This is a genomic window from Acinetobacter sp. V116_7, from assembly GCF_056735735.1.
Window position 1 is genome coordinate 13,815 of sequence record NZ_JBWZIF010000027.1, and the last position, 15,263, is coordinate 29,077.

The 15,263-nt window shown below is 38.4% G+C and carries 16 protein-coding genes; 12 read left to right on the forward strand and 4 right to left on the reverse strand.

Features of this window, described 5'->3' with window-relative positions; translation table 11 throughout:
• Positions 1-9 precede the first annotated feature (9 nt).
• A complete protein-coding gene (locus tag AC1PJP_RS12620; RefSeq protein ID WP_004794139.1) occupies positions 10-936 on the reverse strand; it encodes an acyltransferase in 927 nt (308 codons plus the stop codon).
• A 245-nt stretch (positions 937-1,181) separates the two neighbouring features.
• On the opposite strand from AC1PJP_RS12620, the gene AC1PJP_RS12625 reads away from it, so the two are divergent.
• The 10 genes from AC1PJP_RS12625 to AC1PJP_RS12670 all read left to right on the forward strand — a co-directional run bounded on the left by AC1PJP_RS12625 (position 1,182) and on the right by AC1PJP_RS12670 (position 11,185).
• Positions 1,182-1,835 carry a YiaD family glycine zipper/OmpA-like lipoprotein gene (locus tag AC1PJP_RS12625; RefSeq protein ID WP_005303150.1) on the forward strand — a complete coding sequence of 218 codons (654 nt, stop codon included), beginning with the start codon at positions 1,182-1,184 and terminating at the stop codon, positions 1,833-1,835.
• Between the two features lie 193 nt (positions 1,836-2,028).
• Positions 2,029-4,068, forward strand: a complete 2,040-nt coding sequence (locus tag AC1PJP_RS12630; protein WP_004794135.1) for a UvrD-helicase domain-containing protein — start codon at positions 2,029-2,031, stop codon at positions 4,066-4,068.
• Positions 4,069-4,092: 24 nt separating this feature from the next.
• Positions 4,093-4,545, forward strand: a complete 453-nt coding sequence (gene dut, locus AC1PJP_RS12635; protein ID WP_479767059.1) for a dUTP diphosphatase — start codon at positions 4,093-4,095, stop codon at positions 4,543-4,545.
• Between the two features lie 199 nt (positions 4,546-4,744).
• A complete protein-coding gene (locus tag AC1PJP_RS12640) occupies positions 4,745-6,163 on the forward strand; it encodes a phosphomannomutase/phosphoglucomutase (protein ID WP_013198765.1) in 1,419 nt (472 codons plus the stop codon).
• Positions 6,164-6,178: 15 nt separating this feature from the next.
• Positions 6,179-7,084 (forward strand): acetylglutamate kinase, encoded by a 906-nt coding sequence (gene argB / locus AC1PJP_RS12645; RefSeq protein WP_004794131.1) that lies wholly within the window; start codon positions 6,179-6,181, stop codon positions 7,082-7,084.
• 121 nt (positions 7,085-7,205) lie between these two features.
• The gene (locus tag AC1PJP_RS12650) at positions 7,206-7,988 is read left to right on the forward strand and encodes a GNAT family N-acetyltransferase (RefSeq protein WP_004794129.1); all 783 of its coding nucleotides are present in this window, start codon (positions 7,206-7,208) and stop codon (positions 7,986-7,988) included.
• 107 nt (positions 7,989-8,095) lie between these two features.
• Positions 8,096-8,944 (forward strand): class II glutamine amidotransferase, encoded by an 849-nt coding sequence (locus AC1PJP_RS12655; RefSeq protein WP_151821698.1) that lies wholly within the window; start codon positions 8,096-8,098, stop codon positions 8,942-8,944.
• Positions 8,945-9,195: 251 nt separating this feature from the next.
• Positions 9,196-9,651 carry a bacteriohemerythrin gene (locus tag AC1PJP_RS12660; protein ID WP_013198763.1) on the forward strand — a complete coding sequence of 152 codons (456 nt, stop codon included), beginning with the start codon at positions 9,196-9,198 and terminating at the stop codon, positions 9,649-9,651.
• 152 nt (positions 9,652-9,803) lie between these two features.
• Entirely contained in the window at positions 9,804-10,871 is a 1,068-nt protein-coding gene (locus AC1PJP_RS12665) for a hypothetical protein (RefSeq protein WP_151767742.1), read from the forward strand.
• On the forward strand, positions 10,871-11,185 hold the full coding sequence (locus AC1PJP_RS12670; RefSeq protein ID WP_416661813.1) for an RnfH family protein: 315 nt from the start codon (positions 10,871-10,873) through the stop codon (positions 11,183-11,185). The genes AC1PJP_RS12665 and AC1PJP_RS12670 overlap by 1 nt, the downstream gene beginning before the upstream one ends.
• Positions 11,186-11,249: 64 nt before the next feature.
• Here the strand turns inward: AC1PJP_RS12670 and AC1PJP_RS12675 are convergent, their stop codons facing one another.
• Entirely contained in the window at positions 11,250-11,648 is a 399-nt protein-coding gene (locus tag AC1PJP_RS12675; protein ID WP_003653245.1) for an outer membrane protein assembly factor BamE, read from the reverse strand.
• Positions 11,649-11,759: 111 nt separating this feature from the next.
• On the opposite strand from AC1PJP_RS12675, the gene fur reads away from it, so the two are divergent.
• A complete protein-coding gene (gene fur, locus AC1PJP_RS12680; RefSeq protein WP_002121758.1) occupies positions 11,760-12,197 on the forward strand; it encodes a ferric iron uptake transcriptional regulator in 438 nt (145 codons plus the stop codon).
• Positions 12,198-12,266: 69 nt separating this feature from the next.
• Here fur and AC1PJP_RS12685 read toward each other — a convergent pair whose 3' ends face one another.
• Both AC1PJP_RS12685 and AC1PJP_RS12690 read right to left on the reverse strand, forming a co-directional pair.
• On the reverse strand, positions 12,267-13,385 hold the full coding sequence (locus tag AC1PJP_RS12685; RefSeq protein WP_479767060.1) for a PilT/PilU family type 4a pilus ATPase: 1,119 nt from the start codon (positions 13,383-13,385) through the stop codon (positions 12,267-12,269).
• Positions 13,386-13,404: 19 nt separating this feature from the next.
• Positions 13,405-14,442: a type IV pilus twitching motility protein PilT gene (locus AC1PJP_RS12690; RefSeq protein WP_003653239.1), complete on the reverse strand. Its 1,038-nt coding sequence runs from the start codon at positions 14,440-14,442 to the stop codon at positions 13,405-13,407.
• A 126-nt stretch (positions 14,443-14,568) separates the two neighbouring features.
• On the opposite strand from AC1PJP_RS12690, the gene AC1PJP_RS12695 reads away from it, so the two are divergent.
• Positions 14,569-15,261 carry a YggS family pyridoxal phosphate-dependent enzyme gene (locus tag AC1PJP_RS12695; RefSeq protein WP_479767061.1) on the forward strand — a complete coding sequence of 231 codons (693 nt, stop codon included), beginning with the start codon at positions 14,569-14,571 and terminating at the stop codon, positions 15,259-15,261.
• Positions 15,262-15,263: the final 2 nt, after the last annotated feature.

Sequence of the window (15,263 nt, forward strand, 5' to 3'; positions counted from 1 at the left end):
GATGCTTTCTTAAATATTTGTAGAGGTATATTGAGATTTCATTTGCTCAATAAGTTGATCTTTTTCGGTCCAGATTTCATGCACCCATTGTTGGAAACGTTCACGGTAAACCGCATCGTCTTCATAGTTTCCACCAAGAACCCAGTCTGGAATTTCAATTTTACGCAAATTTACTGCAATTCTTGAAACATCACCGAGCCAGAAATCGCTATATCCAGGAACGCCATTCGGATAGACAATTGTCATATCAACTAAGGCATCAATTTTGTCACCCAAAATATTCAAGGCAAGTGCCAAGCCACCTGCTTTTGGTTTAAGCAAATGCTTATATGGCGATTTTTGCTGGTCATGTTTTTCTTGAGTAAAACGAGTACCTTCTAAATAATTCAATAATGTGAAGGGCTGACTTAAAAGCTGTTCACAAGCTTTACGTGCTTCCATCATGTCACGATCTTTAAGTTCAGGATTCTTTGCAACCTGTTCTTTGGTGTGACGTTTCATCATTGGGAAGCCTAGAATTTTAAAAGCTTGTCCAACGAAAGGAATAAAGATAAGTTCCCATTTGGTAAAAAAACGGGTGAGTGGCATACGGGTTAAACCAAAATATTGATTCACCGTTGTATCAACCCAACTTTGGTGGTTACATGTCATGAGATAACGACCTTGCATATTTAGGTCAAGTCCATCATCAATCGTGATATCCCATTTTAGATTTGGTAACACATGGTCAATTAACCAATTGTTTACCCCTAACCAGCTGTTTGTAATTTGAATATTGGTTTCATCTATTTTAGATGATTTTTTTAAAAGCTTGGTCAGACCTAGTGCAAGAACAGGTGGACCATGAAAAAACGTACTTCCTGTAATGACTGTACCTACAGTGAGTCCACGTGTAATTTTTTTTAGCGCAGATTGCTTATTGGGTGCAGTTGACATATGAATGACCCCGAATGTCTAAAATCCATAGAAAAGTTGTTCAACTATAACTGTCATAATATGAAATACAACGATATCTTAGACAACAATGAAGAAATTGTGATGAGGTAGCATCTTAAAGTGCATCAAAATATTACAAAAACATAACTAAACTGTTTATTATTAACAAAATATCAATGTTTTATACTTCCTTTTTGTTTCATTATTCACTCAACAACAAAACACTCAAAGTGAGGAGGCATGCAATGCGTGCATTAGTTATTTCAACAGTGGTAGGGGCAGCAGTAGTACTTTCTGGTTGTCAAACAACAGGTAACAACCTTGGTGGCGTTGAATACGATAAAGCCGCATTAGGTACTTTAATTGGCGCAGCAGCTGGTTACGGTATTTCTAAATCAAGTGCAAACTCTAGCCGTCAAAACAACCGTGCTGCAGCAATTGGTGCAGTTCTTGGTGGCGCTAGTGGTTTATACCTTGACCAAAAAGAGAAAAAATTACGTCAACAAATGGCGGGTACTGGTGTAGACGTTAACCGTAATCCAGATGGTTCTGTTCAATTAGTTATGCCTGGTAGCATTACTTTTGATACAAACAAATCAAACATCAAGCCAAACTTCTATTCAACTTTAAACAAAGTTGCTCAAACTTTGGCTGAAGATAACAAGAGTGCAATTCTTGTAACAGGTTATACTGATAACACTGGTAATGATTCAATTAACATTCCATTATCACAAGCACGCGCTCAATCAGTACGTAGTTATTTAGCTAGCCAAGGCGTATCTGCTAGCCGTATCGACGCGCAAGGTTATGGTTCATCTAACCCGATCGCAGATAACTCAACTGCATCTGGCCGTGAACAAAACCGTCGTGTAGAAATCAGCATTTATGCTAAACAATAAGATTTAGTTTATTGTTTCAAAAACCACCTTCGGGTGGTTTTTTTATGGGTGCAGTATAAGAAATAATCACGACATTCTGCGGCGCATAAATTGCATTATTAGACATCATTTATACATATCCATAGATTTACTATTGGGATTCTAAAACAGAGATGACTATAATCATGCTCGAAAAATTAAGAGGTAATACACGATGTCATCTGCCAGTCAATTGAACAACAAGCAAGAAGAAGCCATGAAATATACTCAGGGCCCTTTATTGGTGCTTGCTGGTGCTGGTTCAGGTAAAACATCGGTAATTACGCGTAAAATTGCGTATTTGGTGCAGCATTGCCGTATTCCAGCGCATCGTATCACTGCGATGACCTTCACAAACAAAGCTGCCCGTGAAATGAAAGAGCGTGTGACCAAGCTCTTGTCACGTGAAGAATCAAAAGGTTTATCAGTCTCGACTTTCCATACTTTTGGTTTAAACCTTTTACGTTTAGAACTTAAAAATTTACCTTTAAAAGCTAATTTTTCGATTTTAGATGCAGATGACTGTAAGCGCATTTTGATGGATTTGATGCATCGTGACAATTTGTCAGGTGCGGAGAGTAAAGAATTAATTGCTAAGGCAATGAAGAAAATTTCAGATTGGAAAAATGATCTGATCGTGCCAGAGCAAGCACATTCAACTTGTGAAACACCTGAAGATGTACAGTTTGCCCATCTTTACCAGCTTTATGAACGTAATTTACGTGCCTACAATGCAGTCGATTTTGATGACTTGATTGTTATGCCAACACGTTTACTGCAAGAAAATGCAGAAGTACGTGATAAATGGCAAAACCGTGTTCGCTATTTATTGGTCGATGAATATCAAGATACCAACACCGCTCAGTATATTTTGGTGAAACTTTTAGTTGGGGTAATGGGTCAGTTCACCGCGGTAGGTGACGATGACCAGTCAATCTATGCGTGGCGCGGAGCCAAGCCTGAAAATATGGCTTTGCTTAAGCAGGATTTCCCAAATTTACAAATTATTAAACTTGAACAAAATTACCGTTCAACGAGCCGTATTTTAAAAGCAGCGAACTGTGTTATTCAAAATAACCCGCATATTTTTGATAAGAAATTGTGGAGTGATAAAGGCCATGGTGAAGTCATCAGAATTATTACCTGTCGTAATGATGACGATGAAGCAGAGCGCGTGGTCAAAGACCTACTTACTCATAAGCTGATGAACGGTAAAAACTGGAAAGATTATGCCGTTTTATATCGTGGTAACTTTCAGGCGCGTGTATTAGAAACACAGCTTCGCCAAATGCAAATTCCGTATAAATTATCTGGTGGTACTTCGTTCTTCGCTCGTGCAGAAATTAAAGACGTGATGAGTTATTTACGTCTCATTATTAACCCAGAAGATGACAGTGCTTTCTTGCGTATTATTAATACGCCTAAACGCGCGATTGGCCCAGTTACTCTTGAGAAGTTAGGTTTATTCTCACAAGAAAATAATTTGTCTTTACTTGGTGCTTCTGCTGATCAACGTTTAAGCATGGTGCTTCCTAAAAAGGCAGAAACTCAGCTTCATGAATTTGCTGACTTTATCGCGACATTTACACGTGAATTGTTGGAAGACGATGAACCTGTGCCTAAAGTTCGTCAAATGATGAACGAAGCTGGTTATATGGATTACGTTCGTGAACAGTCTGCAACACCTGCACAAGAGAAAAGTAAGCTCGATAACATTGAGAATTTATTTACCAGTATTCAAAACCTCATTAACCGTGCAGAAGACGTTGATGAAAAGAATATTGAAAGTGTCATTCGAAAACTGGTTCTACTTGACCTTTTAGAACAGCAGCAGGAAGAAGAAGATACTGACAAAGTTAACTTACTGACTCTACATGCTGCAAAAGGTTTGGAATTCCCATATGTGTACATTATGGGGCTCGAAGAAGAACTATTGCCGCATAAAAACTCGATTGCAGCAGAAACCATTGAAGAAGAACGCCGTCTCATGTACGTGGGAATTACCCGTGCACGCCAAGGTTTAACGTTAACACTGGCAGAACAGCGTAAAAATGGTGGACAGATGAAACAAATGACCCCAAGCCGTTTCCTTGATGAACTTCCGCAAGATGAGCTGGAGTGGTTAGGGCGTAAAAAGAAAATTGCGGCTAATGTTGATCCTAAAGAACAGGCTCAACAATATCTGGCAAATTTAAAAGCTTTATTAAAGCGTTAATTTTTTTAATTTTTAGGAAATCCCATGAAAGTTCAAGTGAAATTGCTCGATCCGCGTTTAGGTAAAGAATGGCCTTTACCTTCATATGCAACAGCAGGTTCAGCGGGTTTAGATTTACGTGCCTGCGTCGATGAAGCAATTGATATTGAACCAGGACAAACTGTTTTAGTTAAAACAGGTATGGCAATTTATATTCATGATGTAAATTTTGCTGGTTTAATTTTACCGCGTTCAGGTTTAGGTCATAAACACGGTATCGTGCTTGGTAACTTAGTTGGTTTGATTGATTCAGATTATCAAGGTGAATTGATGGTTTCAGTTTGGAACCGTGGTCAAACAACATTCAGTTTAGAACCAGGTGAGCGCTTGGCACAATATGTTTTAGTGCCAGTCGTACAAGCTGAATTTGAGCAAGTAGAAGAATTTGAAGAAACTTTACGTGGTGCTGGTGGCTTTGGTCACACAGGTAAACAATAAGTTTTTTTAAAATATTAACGAAAAAGAAACGCCTGTTGAACAGGCGTTTCTTTTTATATCTTGAATGTTACAATGGATTATATTACAACACGCTTTACTCATATTCTTTTAACTTTTTTAGCAAACAAACCTTTCAAAAATTTTGAATAATCTATGTTTTTGCGATAGATCGGATTGATCTTTAAATAGAAGATACGCTATGAATGTAAGACACTCATTTCCAAAAAGTATTTTTCGTGCTTACGATATTAGAGGCAAACTTTCTTACTTAACCGCGGACGTTGTTCGTTCGATTGCCTACGGATTGGCACAACAATACAAACAAGCAGAACAAACTCAATTAGTGATTGGCTATGATGCCCGTCTCACAAGTCCAGCCTATGCACAATTAATTGAAGAGATTTTAATAGAACAAGGTTTAAACGTTACCAACATTGGCTGTTGTTCATCACCAATGATGTATTACATTGCGAGAGATTTTGGTGGCAATGGCATTATGGTGACTGCAAGCCATAATCCAAAATCGGATAATGGTATTAAGTGGATTTTAAAAGGTGAACCTCCATCTCCGGAAATGATTCAGCAGGTGGGTGACGAAGCTCAAAATTATGTACCAGCTCATTCCATTTCTGTACTTGAGTTAACATTACCTCAATTTAAAGCTGAATTTTGCCAGAAATACCAGCAAGCCATTTTTAAAGATATTCAATTAAAACGTCCTTTAAAAGTTATTTTAGATGGTTTACATGGCTCTGCTGGGCACTGCTCAAAATTAATATTGGAAAAAATGGGCTGTGAAGTCATTGCTTTACGAACCCATCCGAATGGAGAGTTTCCAGATCATGCACCAGACCCTTCGCATGCAGCTCATTTAACTCATTTGCGTAAAGCAGTGGTTGAGCAGCAGGCAGATATTGGCATTGCTCTGGATGGTGATGGAGACCGTGTCGTTTTAGTCGATGAAAAAGCCCAGATATTGACAGCAGACCGTTTATTATCACTTTTTGCGCAAATGTGTTTAGAACAACACCCTGAGCAAGAAATTGTTTTTGACGTGAAATGTTCACGCATGGTTCAAAAAACGGTTGAACAACTTGGCGGAAAAGCAAAAATGATCCGTACGGGAAGTAGCTTCTTAAGAGCTTATTTATCTCAGTCAAATGGACGCGCCATTTTTGGTGGAGAATATGCGGGCCACTACGTTTTTAATGATGGGCGTGGTTTCGGATACGACGATGGTCTATATGCTGCATTACGTGTAATGGAATATTTTACACAATCGAGTGCGACAACAATTTCTGAATTGTTTGCTCCTTATCCAGAAAGATGTTGTACAGAAGATACCTATATTGGTACGTATCAGTCTGATCCAAAGTATGTATTACAAGATATTGAAATTTTAAGTCATCGTTTAGGTGCCCGCATCAGTAAAATCGATGGCGTACGTCTTGATTTTGATGATGGTTTTGGCATTATTCGAGCATCAAATACTGGTGAATATTTTACAGTAAGATTTGATGCAGATAATCCTTTACGATTAAAGGAAATCCAGCAAAAATTTGTAGATATGTTGCAAGAACACTATCCGCAAATTGCACAAGAACTTTCAGAGGCCTAAGTAAGGAGAGGCGTAATGCCCCAACATCAGCATATCGGTGTCGACAAAGCAAAAATCTTGATTGAAGCTTTGCCGTATATTCAACGTTTTACTGGTAAAACGCTGGTGGTGAAATACGGTGGCAACGCGATGACTGATCCAGAGCTCGAAAGTTCATTTGCTCGCGATATCGTTTTACTTAAAACTGTCGGGTTAAATCCGATTGTTGTTCACGGTGGTGGACCACAAGTAGACTCATTTTTAAAGCAGTTAGGCCGCGAGTCTGACCGTATTGACGGTATGCGTGTAACTGATGCTGCAACCATGGAAGTGGTTGAAATGGTATTAGGTGGTAGCGTAAATAAATCAATTGTTAACCTGATTAATAAACATGGTGGCCGTGCAATTGGTTTAACAGGTAAAGATGGTAATTTACTTCGTGCCCGTAAATTACTTATGGAAAAGCAAGAAGAAGACGGTTCTATCAAACATATCGACTTGGGTATGGTTGGTGAAGTAACAGGCGTTAAAACCGATGTATTGGAAATGTTCACTCAAAGTGACTTTATTCCAGTGATTGCGCCATTAGGTGTAGATGAAGAAGGTAATACTTATAATATTAATGCTGATTTAGTTGCAGGTAAGGTTGCAGAAGCACTAGGCGCTGAAAAGTTAATTTTGCTTACCAATATTACTGGTGTGCTTGATGAAAATAAAAATCTGTTAACTGGCCTTACTACGCAAGAAGTTGATCGTCTCATTGAAACAGGCGTGATCTATGGCGGTATGATTCCTAAAGTAGGTTGTGCACTTGATGCTGTCAAAGGTGGTGTTGTGAGCGCACATATTGTTGATGGTCGCGTACCACATGCAACATTGCTTGAAATCTTCACTGATCATGGGGTTGGAACACTCATTTCTAATCGCACTAAAACAGCTTAAGAAATCCGTTATTCTCAATAAAAAGATCACCTAGGTGGTCTTTTTTTATACCATTTTAATTTGGTCATTTTTTTGTCATGAGCTTTGACTAGTGTAAGGGGTGTCACTAGGAGCGTTCATTATGCTGGAAAAATTTAATCAATATCGCCAAACCTGGACTTTACCTTTAAATCGTCATAAAGCAATAAATCAGACACAATTTCGTTTTGAATGGGTTGATAATTTAAAAGAATTACAAGATGTACAGCGGTTTCGTGCACAACAATTTAGCCAACAATTTGGAATTCATTTTGAAGATAACTTAGACCAAGACATTTATGATTTTGGTTGTGAGCATGCAGTCTTACGCGAAAAGTGGACTGGAGAGATTGTCGCATATACCCGTCTAAAACTATTTCAAGGTCATGAGATTGCACAAAGCTACAGTGCACATGAGTTTGATATTGTTCCTCAGTTATCACATCTTCCTAATGTATTAGAAATAGGGCGTACCTGTGTGCATCCTCGCTTTCGTAATGGTAAAGCATTATCGACACTGTGGTTGAACCTTGCACCGAAAGTGCTATGGTCAATGCGCGCTAAATATTTAATGGGCTGCGTCAGTATCCATTTGCAAGATAATTTGGCTAGAGCGTACTACACGCATCGCCAGATTCAGCAATTATCTGAAAGTAAAACCATTGATATCCGTTCGAAAAAAATCTACGAACCTGAATATCCTGAGTTTAGCTTTCCACAAGACGAACGTATGCCAAAGTTGTTCCAAATGTATTTGAGCATGCAATCAAAATTATCGAAACAGGCTTTTTTTGATGAAGAGTTTAACTGTCTAGATTATTTTGTATTTCTGGAAGTGAATAAAGTTGCGACTTCATTTGTCATGAATAAAATGGGTCAGCGTTAATCATATGTTCTATTTTCTAATAGCCAGCACATATTGAGATTTGCAAGCAATTTTACTCTCATGCACAATAGAGCAGATGGGGTAATTAGAAGTAGTTTAAAAGCGATATGTGCCAGCTATTAGGAATGAATTGTGCAACACCAACGGATATTACTTTTTCTTTCCGTGGTTTTTCACAGCGTGCAGGAATTACCTCAGACCATAGTGATGGATTTGGTATTGCATTTTTCGAAGATAAAGCTTGCCGTTTATTTGTCGATAACCAGTCGGCAGTTGAATCTCCAATTGCCGATCTTATCCGTAATTATCCTATTAAATCACGTAATGTGATCGCGCATATTCGTAAAGCGACTCAAGGTAAAATCACTTTAGAAAACTCCCATCCCTTTATTCGAGAGTTGTGGGGGCGTCATTGGATTTTCGCCCATAATGGTGATTTACATGACTTTGATCCACCACTGAGTGGACGTTTTACGCCTGTGGGCAATACAGACAGTGAACGCGCATTTTGTTATTTGCTCGATCAACTCGTTGAAGCTTTTGGCTATGAAGAACCAAGCCTTGAACAGATATTTGAAGTATTAGAAAAAATTTCACCACAAATTGCTGAGTACGGCACATTTAATTATTGCTTATCGAATGGCAAGGCATTATTTAGTTATGCGATTACTAAATTACATTGGTTGGTTCGAGAATATCCATTTAATCAGGCTCATTTAATTGATTTAGATGTTGAAGTTGATTTTAGTCAGGTAACAACCCCTGAAGATCGTGTAGCAGTAATAACAACTGAACCTTTAACACATAATGAAAATTGGACAGCTTATCAACCCGGTGAAATGATTTTATTTCAACATGGCGAGCCAATTAAAAAAGCAATTACTTATGTAGAGAGATTAAAGCGTGAGCAGGAAAATCCTGAACTTAAGCGTATTACTCGTGCAGATCAATATTAATATAAAGTATATTTAAAATATATAAATAGTAATATCTATATATATTAAACGTTTAATAATAAAGTATTTTGTTTAAAAAATACTTTATTATTTTAGTTGGTTAATTTTTAAAAAAATAAATAAAAACAATAATTTATGTTTAATATAATTTTTATATGATAAACCCGACAAAATAGCTTTGTTTTTATTTATATTCTTTAAATATATCATGAGGTTTATGCAACAGTCATTGAACATCATTGGGGAGATGTATGAAAATGAAATGGGCTTCAGAATATAATACGGGTATTGATGTTATTGATGAACAACATAAACGAATACTTGATTATATTAATGAAATTGATGATGTAAAAGATGATGAAGATAGACGTCGAATTAAAGATGTTTTAGATAATATTATTGATTACACGCAATCTCATTTTACTTTCGAAGAAAGTTTACAAGAGGAAGCCGATTATAAATATCGTGTACCACATAAACGTGTACATGACTTGTTTATTAAAAAAATAGAGTTATATCGTGAGCGCTTTGAAATGGGACATACTGTTGAAAAAGAGCTACAAGAAATTTTAGCAAAATGGTTAATTAACCATATTCAGCATGATGATGCTGATTATGTGGGGGCTGTAAAAGAAAATATGATGGGAATTATTAGAGAAAAAGAAAAGAAGAAAGGGAAAAACTGGTTTGCTCGGTTTTTCGCATAACTTAAATAACAAAACTTATAATTTTAGTTAGCGCAGCAAACTATCGTTTCGGTAGTTTGCTTTTTTTTATTGAGCAAACTTTGATTTTCAGGCATGAGACGGGCAAAATATCCATAGTCTTTTTCAAGGAATGCATAATGCAGGACATACCTATGTCACGATGGTTATCGCCCCTGATGGCGTTTTGCTTGTCTTTCATCATTATGGCGACATTGGCACCCGCTATGGGGATCCAGATTGATCGTCAAATCGATTTCTGGTTATTGTGGTTGGGCACAATGCTGTTATTGGCTCTGCCAGTTTGTTATTTAGAAATTGCCTTAGCAAAACGGTCGAAGACTACTGCTTTAAATGCTTTATCAAGTTTAACTCGTGAAGCAGATAGTTCACCAAAATGGCGTTTGGCTGGTTGGCTTGCAGTTATTTTTATTCCATTTTTAGCCGGGAATGTACTTAGTACTGCTGGTAATTTACTGACAGTACAGCTCAATAACAGTGTTTCTGGTCAAATTGTTTTTGCTGGTCTTGCAGTTGCGGCTTTAATTTTATCTTTTATTCCGCGTCAGATTTTAATTGTGTTAATGACAGTCGGTGTAATCGCTTCTCTTGTTTTAGCTAATACAATGGGAACGACTTTACAGCCTTGGCATTGGACAAATGTTGAGTTTAAAGAATGGGGTAATGCAACTGTACTTGCTCTTGTTGCGAGTGGTTTAGGCTTAGGGCTTTACTGGCAGAATAGCTTGTCTGTAATTCATTCTCAAGAAGGCGCTACCCGAACTGTACTTCCAATCTGGTTAGCTCAGTTAATTGCTGTCGTAGCGTTTGGTTTCTTTTCTCTTCAAGCACAGCTTCCTGTTTTTACCTGGATTTTTACTGCGGTAATGACAACAGCTCTGTTTATTCAACTTGCTAAAGAGCAGCTTGCTCAACGTCAACTGATGTACGTTTTACAATGGGTGATTATTGTTGTAGCAATTGCAGTTTGGGCTGTGCCTGAACTTCACGGCATCTTTACGCTGATTTTGATGCTTTGGGGATTACTCATTTGCCTGATCTATGCAATTTTTGCTGGTTGGATTATGAAAATTAGCCACTTGCGTAAATCAATGAATTTTAGCAATGAGTTGTTCTATAACTTGTGGCGTATTGCGGTACGTATTGTTTTACCGCTTTCAATTGTAATTGCCATGATTGCGGTAGTTGGACAAATTATCTGATGGAAAAAGCTCAGCAAGTGTGGGTTGCTTTTGCAGCCCCAGAGCAACAGTTTCTAGTTGCTATTCCATTTGAAGCTGGAATGACAGCATTACAAGCAGTTGAAGCGAGTGGGTTGCAGACACAGATAAGTTTGCCTGAGCCATTACAACTTGGCATATTTGGTGCAAAAGTAGAAGCTGATGCAGTACTACAAGCAGGTGATCGGGTAGAGGTCTATCGGCCTTTAACGATTAATCCTAAGGATATACGCCGTAAACGCGCCGAGAAAAATCCTGTGGGGCGATATATTAAAAGTAATCGCTTAAAGCAATAAGCCCCATAAATAAAACCCCTCGAAGTATTTCTCTTGAGGGGTTTATTTTTATTAGAAAAAACGATTATAGTGGTGGGGCAGTTAAAATCGCTTCTTTAGAAGCAGGTAAACCTGGTTGCGACTCTGGAATAGTTTCTAAACCTTCAATTTTAGTTACTGTGCCAGTGCCATCAAAGTAAATTTTTAAATGCTGACCATGTGCTGCGGGGATTTTTGCCTTTTTAGCATAAGTTCCCGGGATATAGTTGTAAATGTAGTCCCAACGCTGAGGATTGAGTGGATCAGTCACAGTTGGACTACCAAGCAAAAAACGCACTTGCTGGAAATTCATGCCGACTTGTACTTGAGAGGCCTGAGCTTTGGTCAAAGGAGTCCCTTGAGGAATATCAACCTTATATACACCAAAGATTGAACAACCAGCAAGGAGTGAAGTGACTAATAACGTCAGCACGAGTTTTTGCATTTTGCTACACTATCCCAATAAATTATGATGCATTTGATCAAAGGATAGATCATACTTCATCTAAATTCTATTGCCTATTCCAACTTGAGATTTGTTGAGAGACCTTTTTTCATGCCTATTTCCAATCAAGATTTGCGCAAAGCTGGACTTAAAGTTACCCTTCCACGAATTAAGATTTTGGAATTATTAGAAAATTCAAAGCAACATCATCTTAGTGCTGAAGATATTTACAAGACTTTGTTAGAACAAGGGGAAGATGTCGGTCTTGCGACAGTTTACCGTGTGTTAACACAATTTGAAGCTGCAGGTATCATTCAGCGTCATCATTTCGAAAATAATCATTCTGTTTTCGAAATTATGCAAGAAGATCATCACGATCATTTGGTTTGCCATAATTGCAACAAAGTTATTGAATTTACTAATGATGTTATCGAGAAGGAACAGCATGCTGTAGCAGAGCAACATGGGTTTACCTTAACGGGTCACTCATTGAACCTCTACGGTTACTGTAACGAACCTGAATGTCAGGAAGTTCTGCGCAAGAAATAATCGTTTTCACACAAAGAAAACAAATAAAAAAGGAAGGTTACGTTTAACCTTCCTTTTTTTATGAAGAAATTACTGTCGGTCGAAGGTTAAATGCTGATTTGTGCCTGCAATTTGATCAGGTCCTTCTTCAGCAAGCTTAATCGTCAAACGTAAATCATTTGGTGAGTCGGCATGTTTTAATGCATCTTTGTAGGTAATTTGGCCTGCTTTATAGAGATCAAACAATGCTTGGTCGAAGGTTTGCATACCGAGTTCACGTGATCGTTTCATTAAATCTTTAATTTCATGAATTTCACCTTTACGAATGTAATCTGAAATTAATGGTGAGTTAATTAAAATTTCAATTGCGGCGCGGCGAGAATTACCATCAGGCGTTGGAATAAGTTGCTGAGCAATCATGGCCTTTAAGTTAAGAGATAAGTCCATGTAGAGCTGACTGTGGCGGTCACTTTCAAAGAAGTGAATGATACGGTCCAGTGCTTGGTTAGCGTTGTTGGCGTGCATTGTGGCCAATACAAGGTGACCTGTTTCAGCAAAGCCAATCGCGTAGTCCATAACTTCACGAGATCGAATCTCACCAATCAAGATGACATCTGGTGCTTGTCGCAAAGTATTTTTTAAGGCAATTTCAAATGAGTCCGTATCGATTCCGACTTCACGTTGGGTAATGATGCAGCCCGCATGTTCGTGAATAAACTCGATTGGGTCTTCAATGGTAATGATATGACCTTTAGTGTTGTGGTTACGATAGCTAATCATTGAAGCCAAAGACGTCGATTTACCCGTACCTGTCGCACCAACAAAAATAATGATGCCGCGCTTGGTCATTGATAAATCTTTAAGAACAGGCGGTAACTGCAAGTCATCAATTGAAGGAATTTTAGTTTCAATTCGACGTAGTACCATGCCGGGCATGTCACGCTGCTGAAAAGCGCTCACACGAAAGCGGGCAGTTTTATCACGGTTCATAATGGCAAAGTTACATTCGCGAGTGTCCGCAAATTCTTTGCGCTGTTTTTCGCTCATGATGGAATGTAATAGTTGACCAATAACCTCACTTGAAAGACTATTCTTTGAAATTGGAACAATTTGCCCGTTAATCTTCATAGATGGCGCAACACCATCTGTAATAAAAAGATCGGATGATTTTTTTTCAACCATGAGGTTGAGTAAGTCATTAAAATCCATATTTATTCTCTAATTCTTTTTATAGGAATGATTCAGGCTGTTTTGCAGCAGTACGAGCCGTTTGTGGACTAATCACACCACGAGAAACTAGACCTTTTAAGCTTTGGTCGAGTGTCGTCATGCCATGATTTGCACCAGTCTGAATTGATGAATACATTTGGGCAACTTTGTTTTCACGAATTAAGTTACGAATCGCAGGAATACCAATCATGATTTCATGTGCTGCCACACGCCCACCGCCATTCTTTTTAAGTAGAGTTTGCGAAATAACAGCCTGTAAAGATTCAGATAACATGGCACGAACCATGTCTTTTTCTTCGGCAGGGAATACGTCAATCACACGGTCAATGGTTTTTGCAGCAGAAGTCGTATGGAGCGTACCAAATACCAAGTGACCCGTTTCGGCAGCAGTAAGTGCTAAACGAATGGTTTCAAGGTCACGCATCTCACCGACCAAAATAATATCAGGGTCTTCACGCAGTGCCGAACGAAGTGCTTCATTAAAGCCATGTGTATCACGATGTACTTCACGCTGGTTAATCAAACATTTCTTAGACTGATGTACAAATTCGATAGGGTCTTCAACCGTTAAAATATGGTCATAACGATTTTCGTTGATATAGTCCATCATCGCTGCAAGCGTCGTAGATTTACCCGAACCTGTTGGGCCTGTAACTAACACAATGCCACGTGGGTAATCACAAATATCTTTAAAGATTTGCCCTAAGCCTAAATCTTCCATCGTGAGTACTTTTGATGGAATGGTACGGAATACTGCACCAGCACCGCGGTTTTGGTTAAATGCGTTAACACGGAAACGAGCAACATTTGGCACTTCAAAAGAAAAGTCAGTTTCAAGCTTTTCTTCGTAGTCTCGGCGTTGTTTATCATTCATGATGTCATAGACCAGACGGTGAACATCTTTATGATCTAGAGCCGGTAAGTTAATGCGACGGACTTCACCATCAACGCGAATCATCGGTGGCATGCCAGCAGATAAATGTAAATCGGACGCGCCATTTTTCACAGAGAAGGCGAGTAGCTCTGTAATATCCATAATTTCCCCAAGTAAATCAAAATATGTCATTATTTTGTAGAATAATATACGGCTTTCACCGAGGCTTACCAACACCTCGCTTTAGGTGAAAAGCAAAAAAGTTTTTTGAAAATGAGAACCTTGTCAATGAATTACCTGCAAGATGCGCGGCAGCACGTATTACAGCAAATCAGAGTTGCTTGTGAACATGCTCAGCGTGCGCCTGAAACTGTGCAACTTTTAGCCGTATCAAAAACACATCCGAGTGAAAGTTTGCGTGAAATGTATGCAGCAGGACAAAGAGCATTTGGTGAAAACTATTTACAAGAAGCTTTAGACAAAATCGAAGCTTTACAAGATTTAGAAATTGAATGGCATTTTATTGGTCATGTTCAGCGCAATAAGACTAAACATTTGGCTGAAAAATTTGATTGGGTGCATGGTGTAGATCGTTTGATTATTGCTGAGCGATTATCTAATCAAAGACTTCAAGATCAATCTGACTTGAATATTTGTTTGCAAGTGAATATTGACGGGCAAGACAGTAAAGATGGTTGTACACCAGATGAGGTTGCGGAGTTAGTTGCTCAAATTAGCCAATTAGCAAAAATTAAACTACGTGGTTTGATGGTGATTCCAGCGCCAGATAACACCGTCGCTTTTGTAGATGCTAAAGCCTTGTTTGATGCTGTGAAAGAAAAACATGCCAACCCAGAACACTGGGACACATTAAGCATGGGAATGTCAGGTGATTTAGACGCTGCGATTGCAGCAGGTTCAACCATGGTACGTGTAGGAACGGCATTATTTGGAAAGCGTGATACAGTTGAGAAAAAATGACT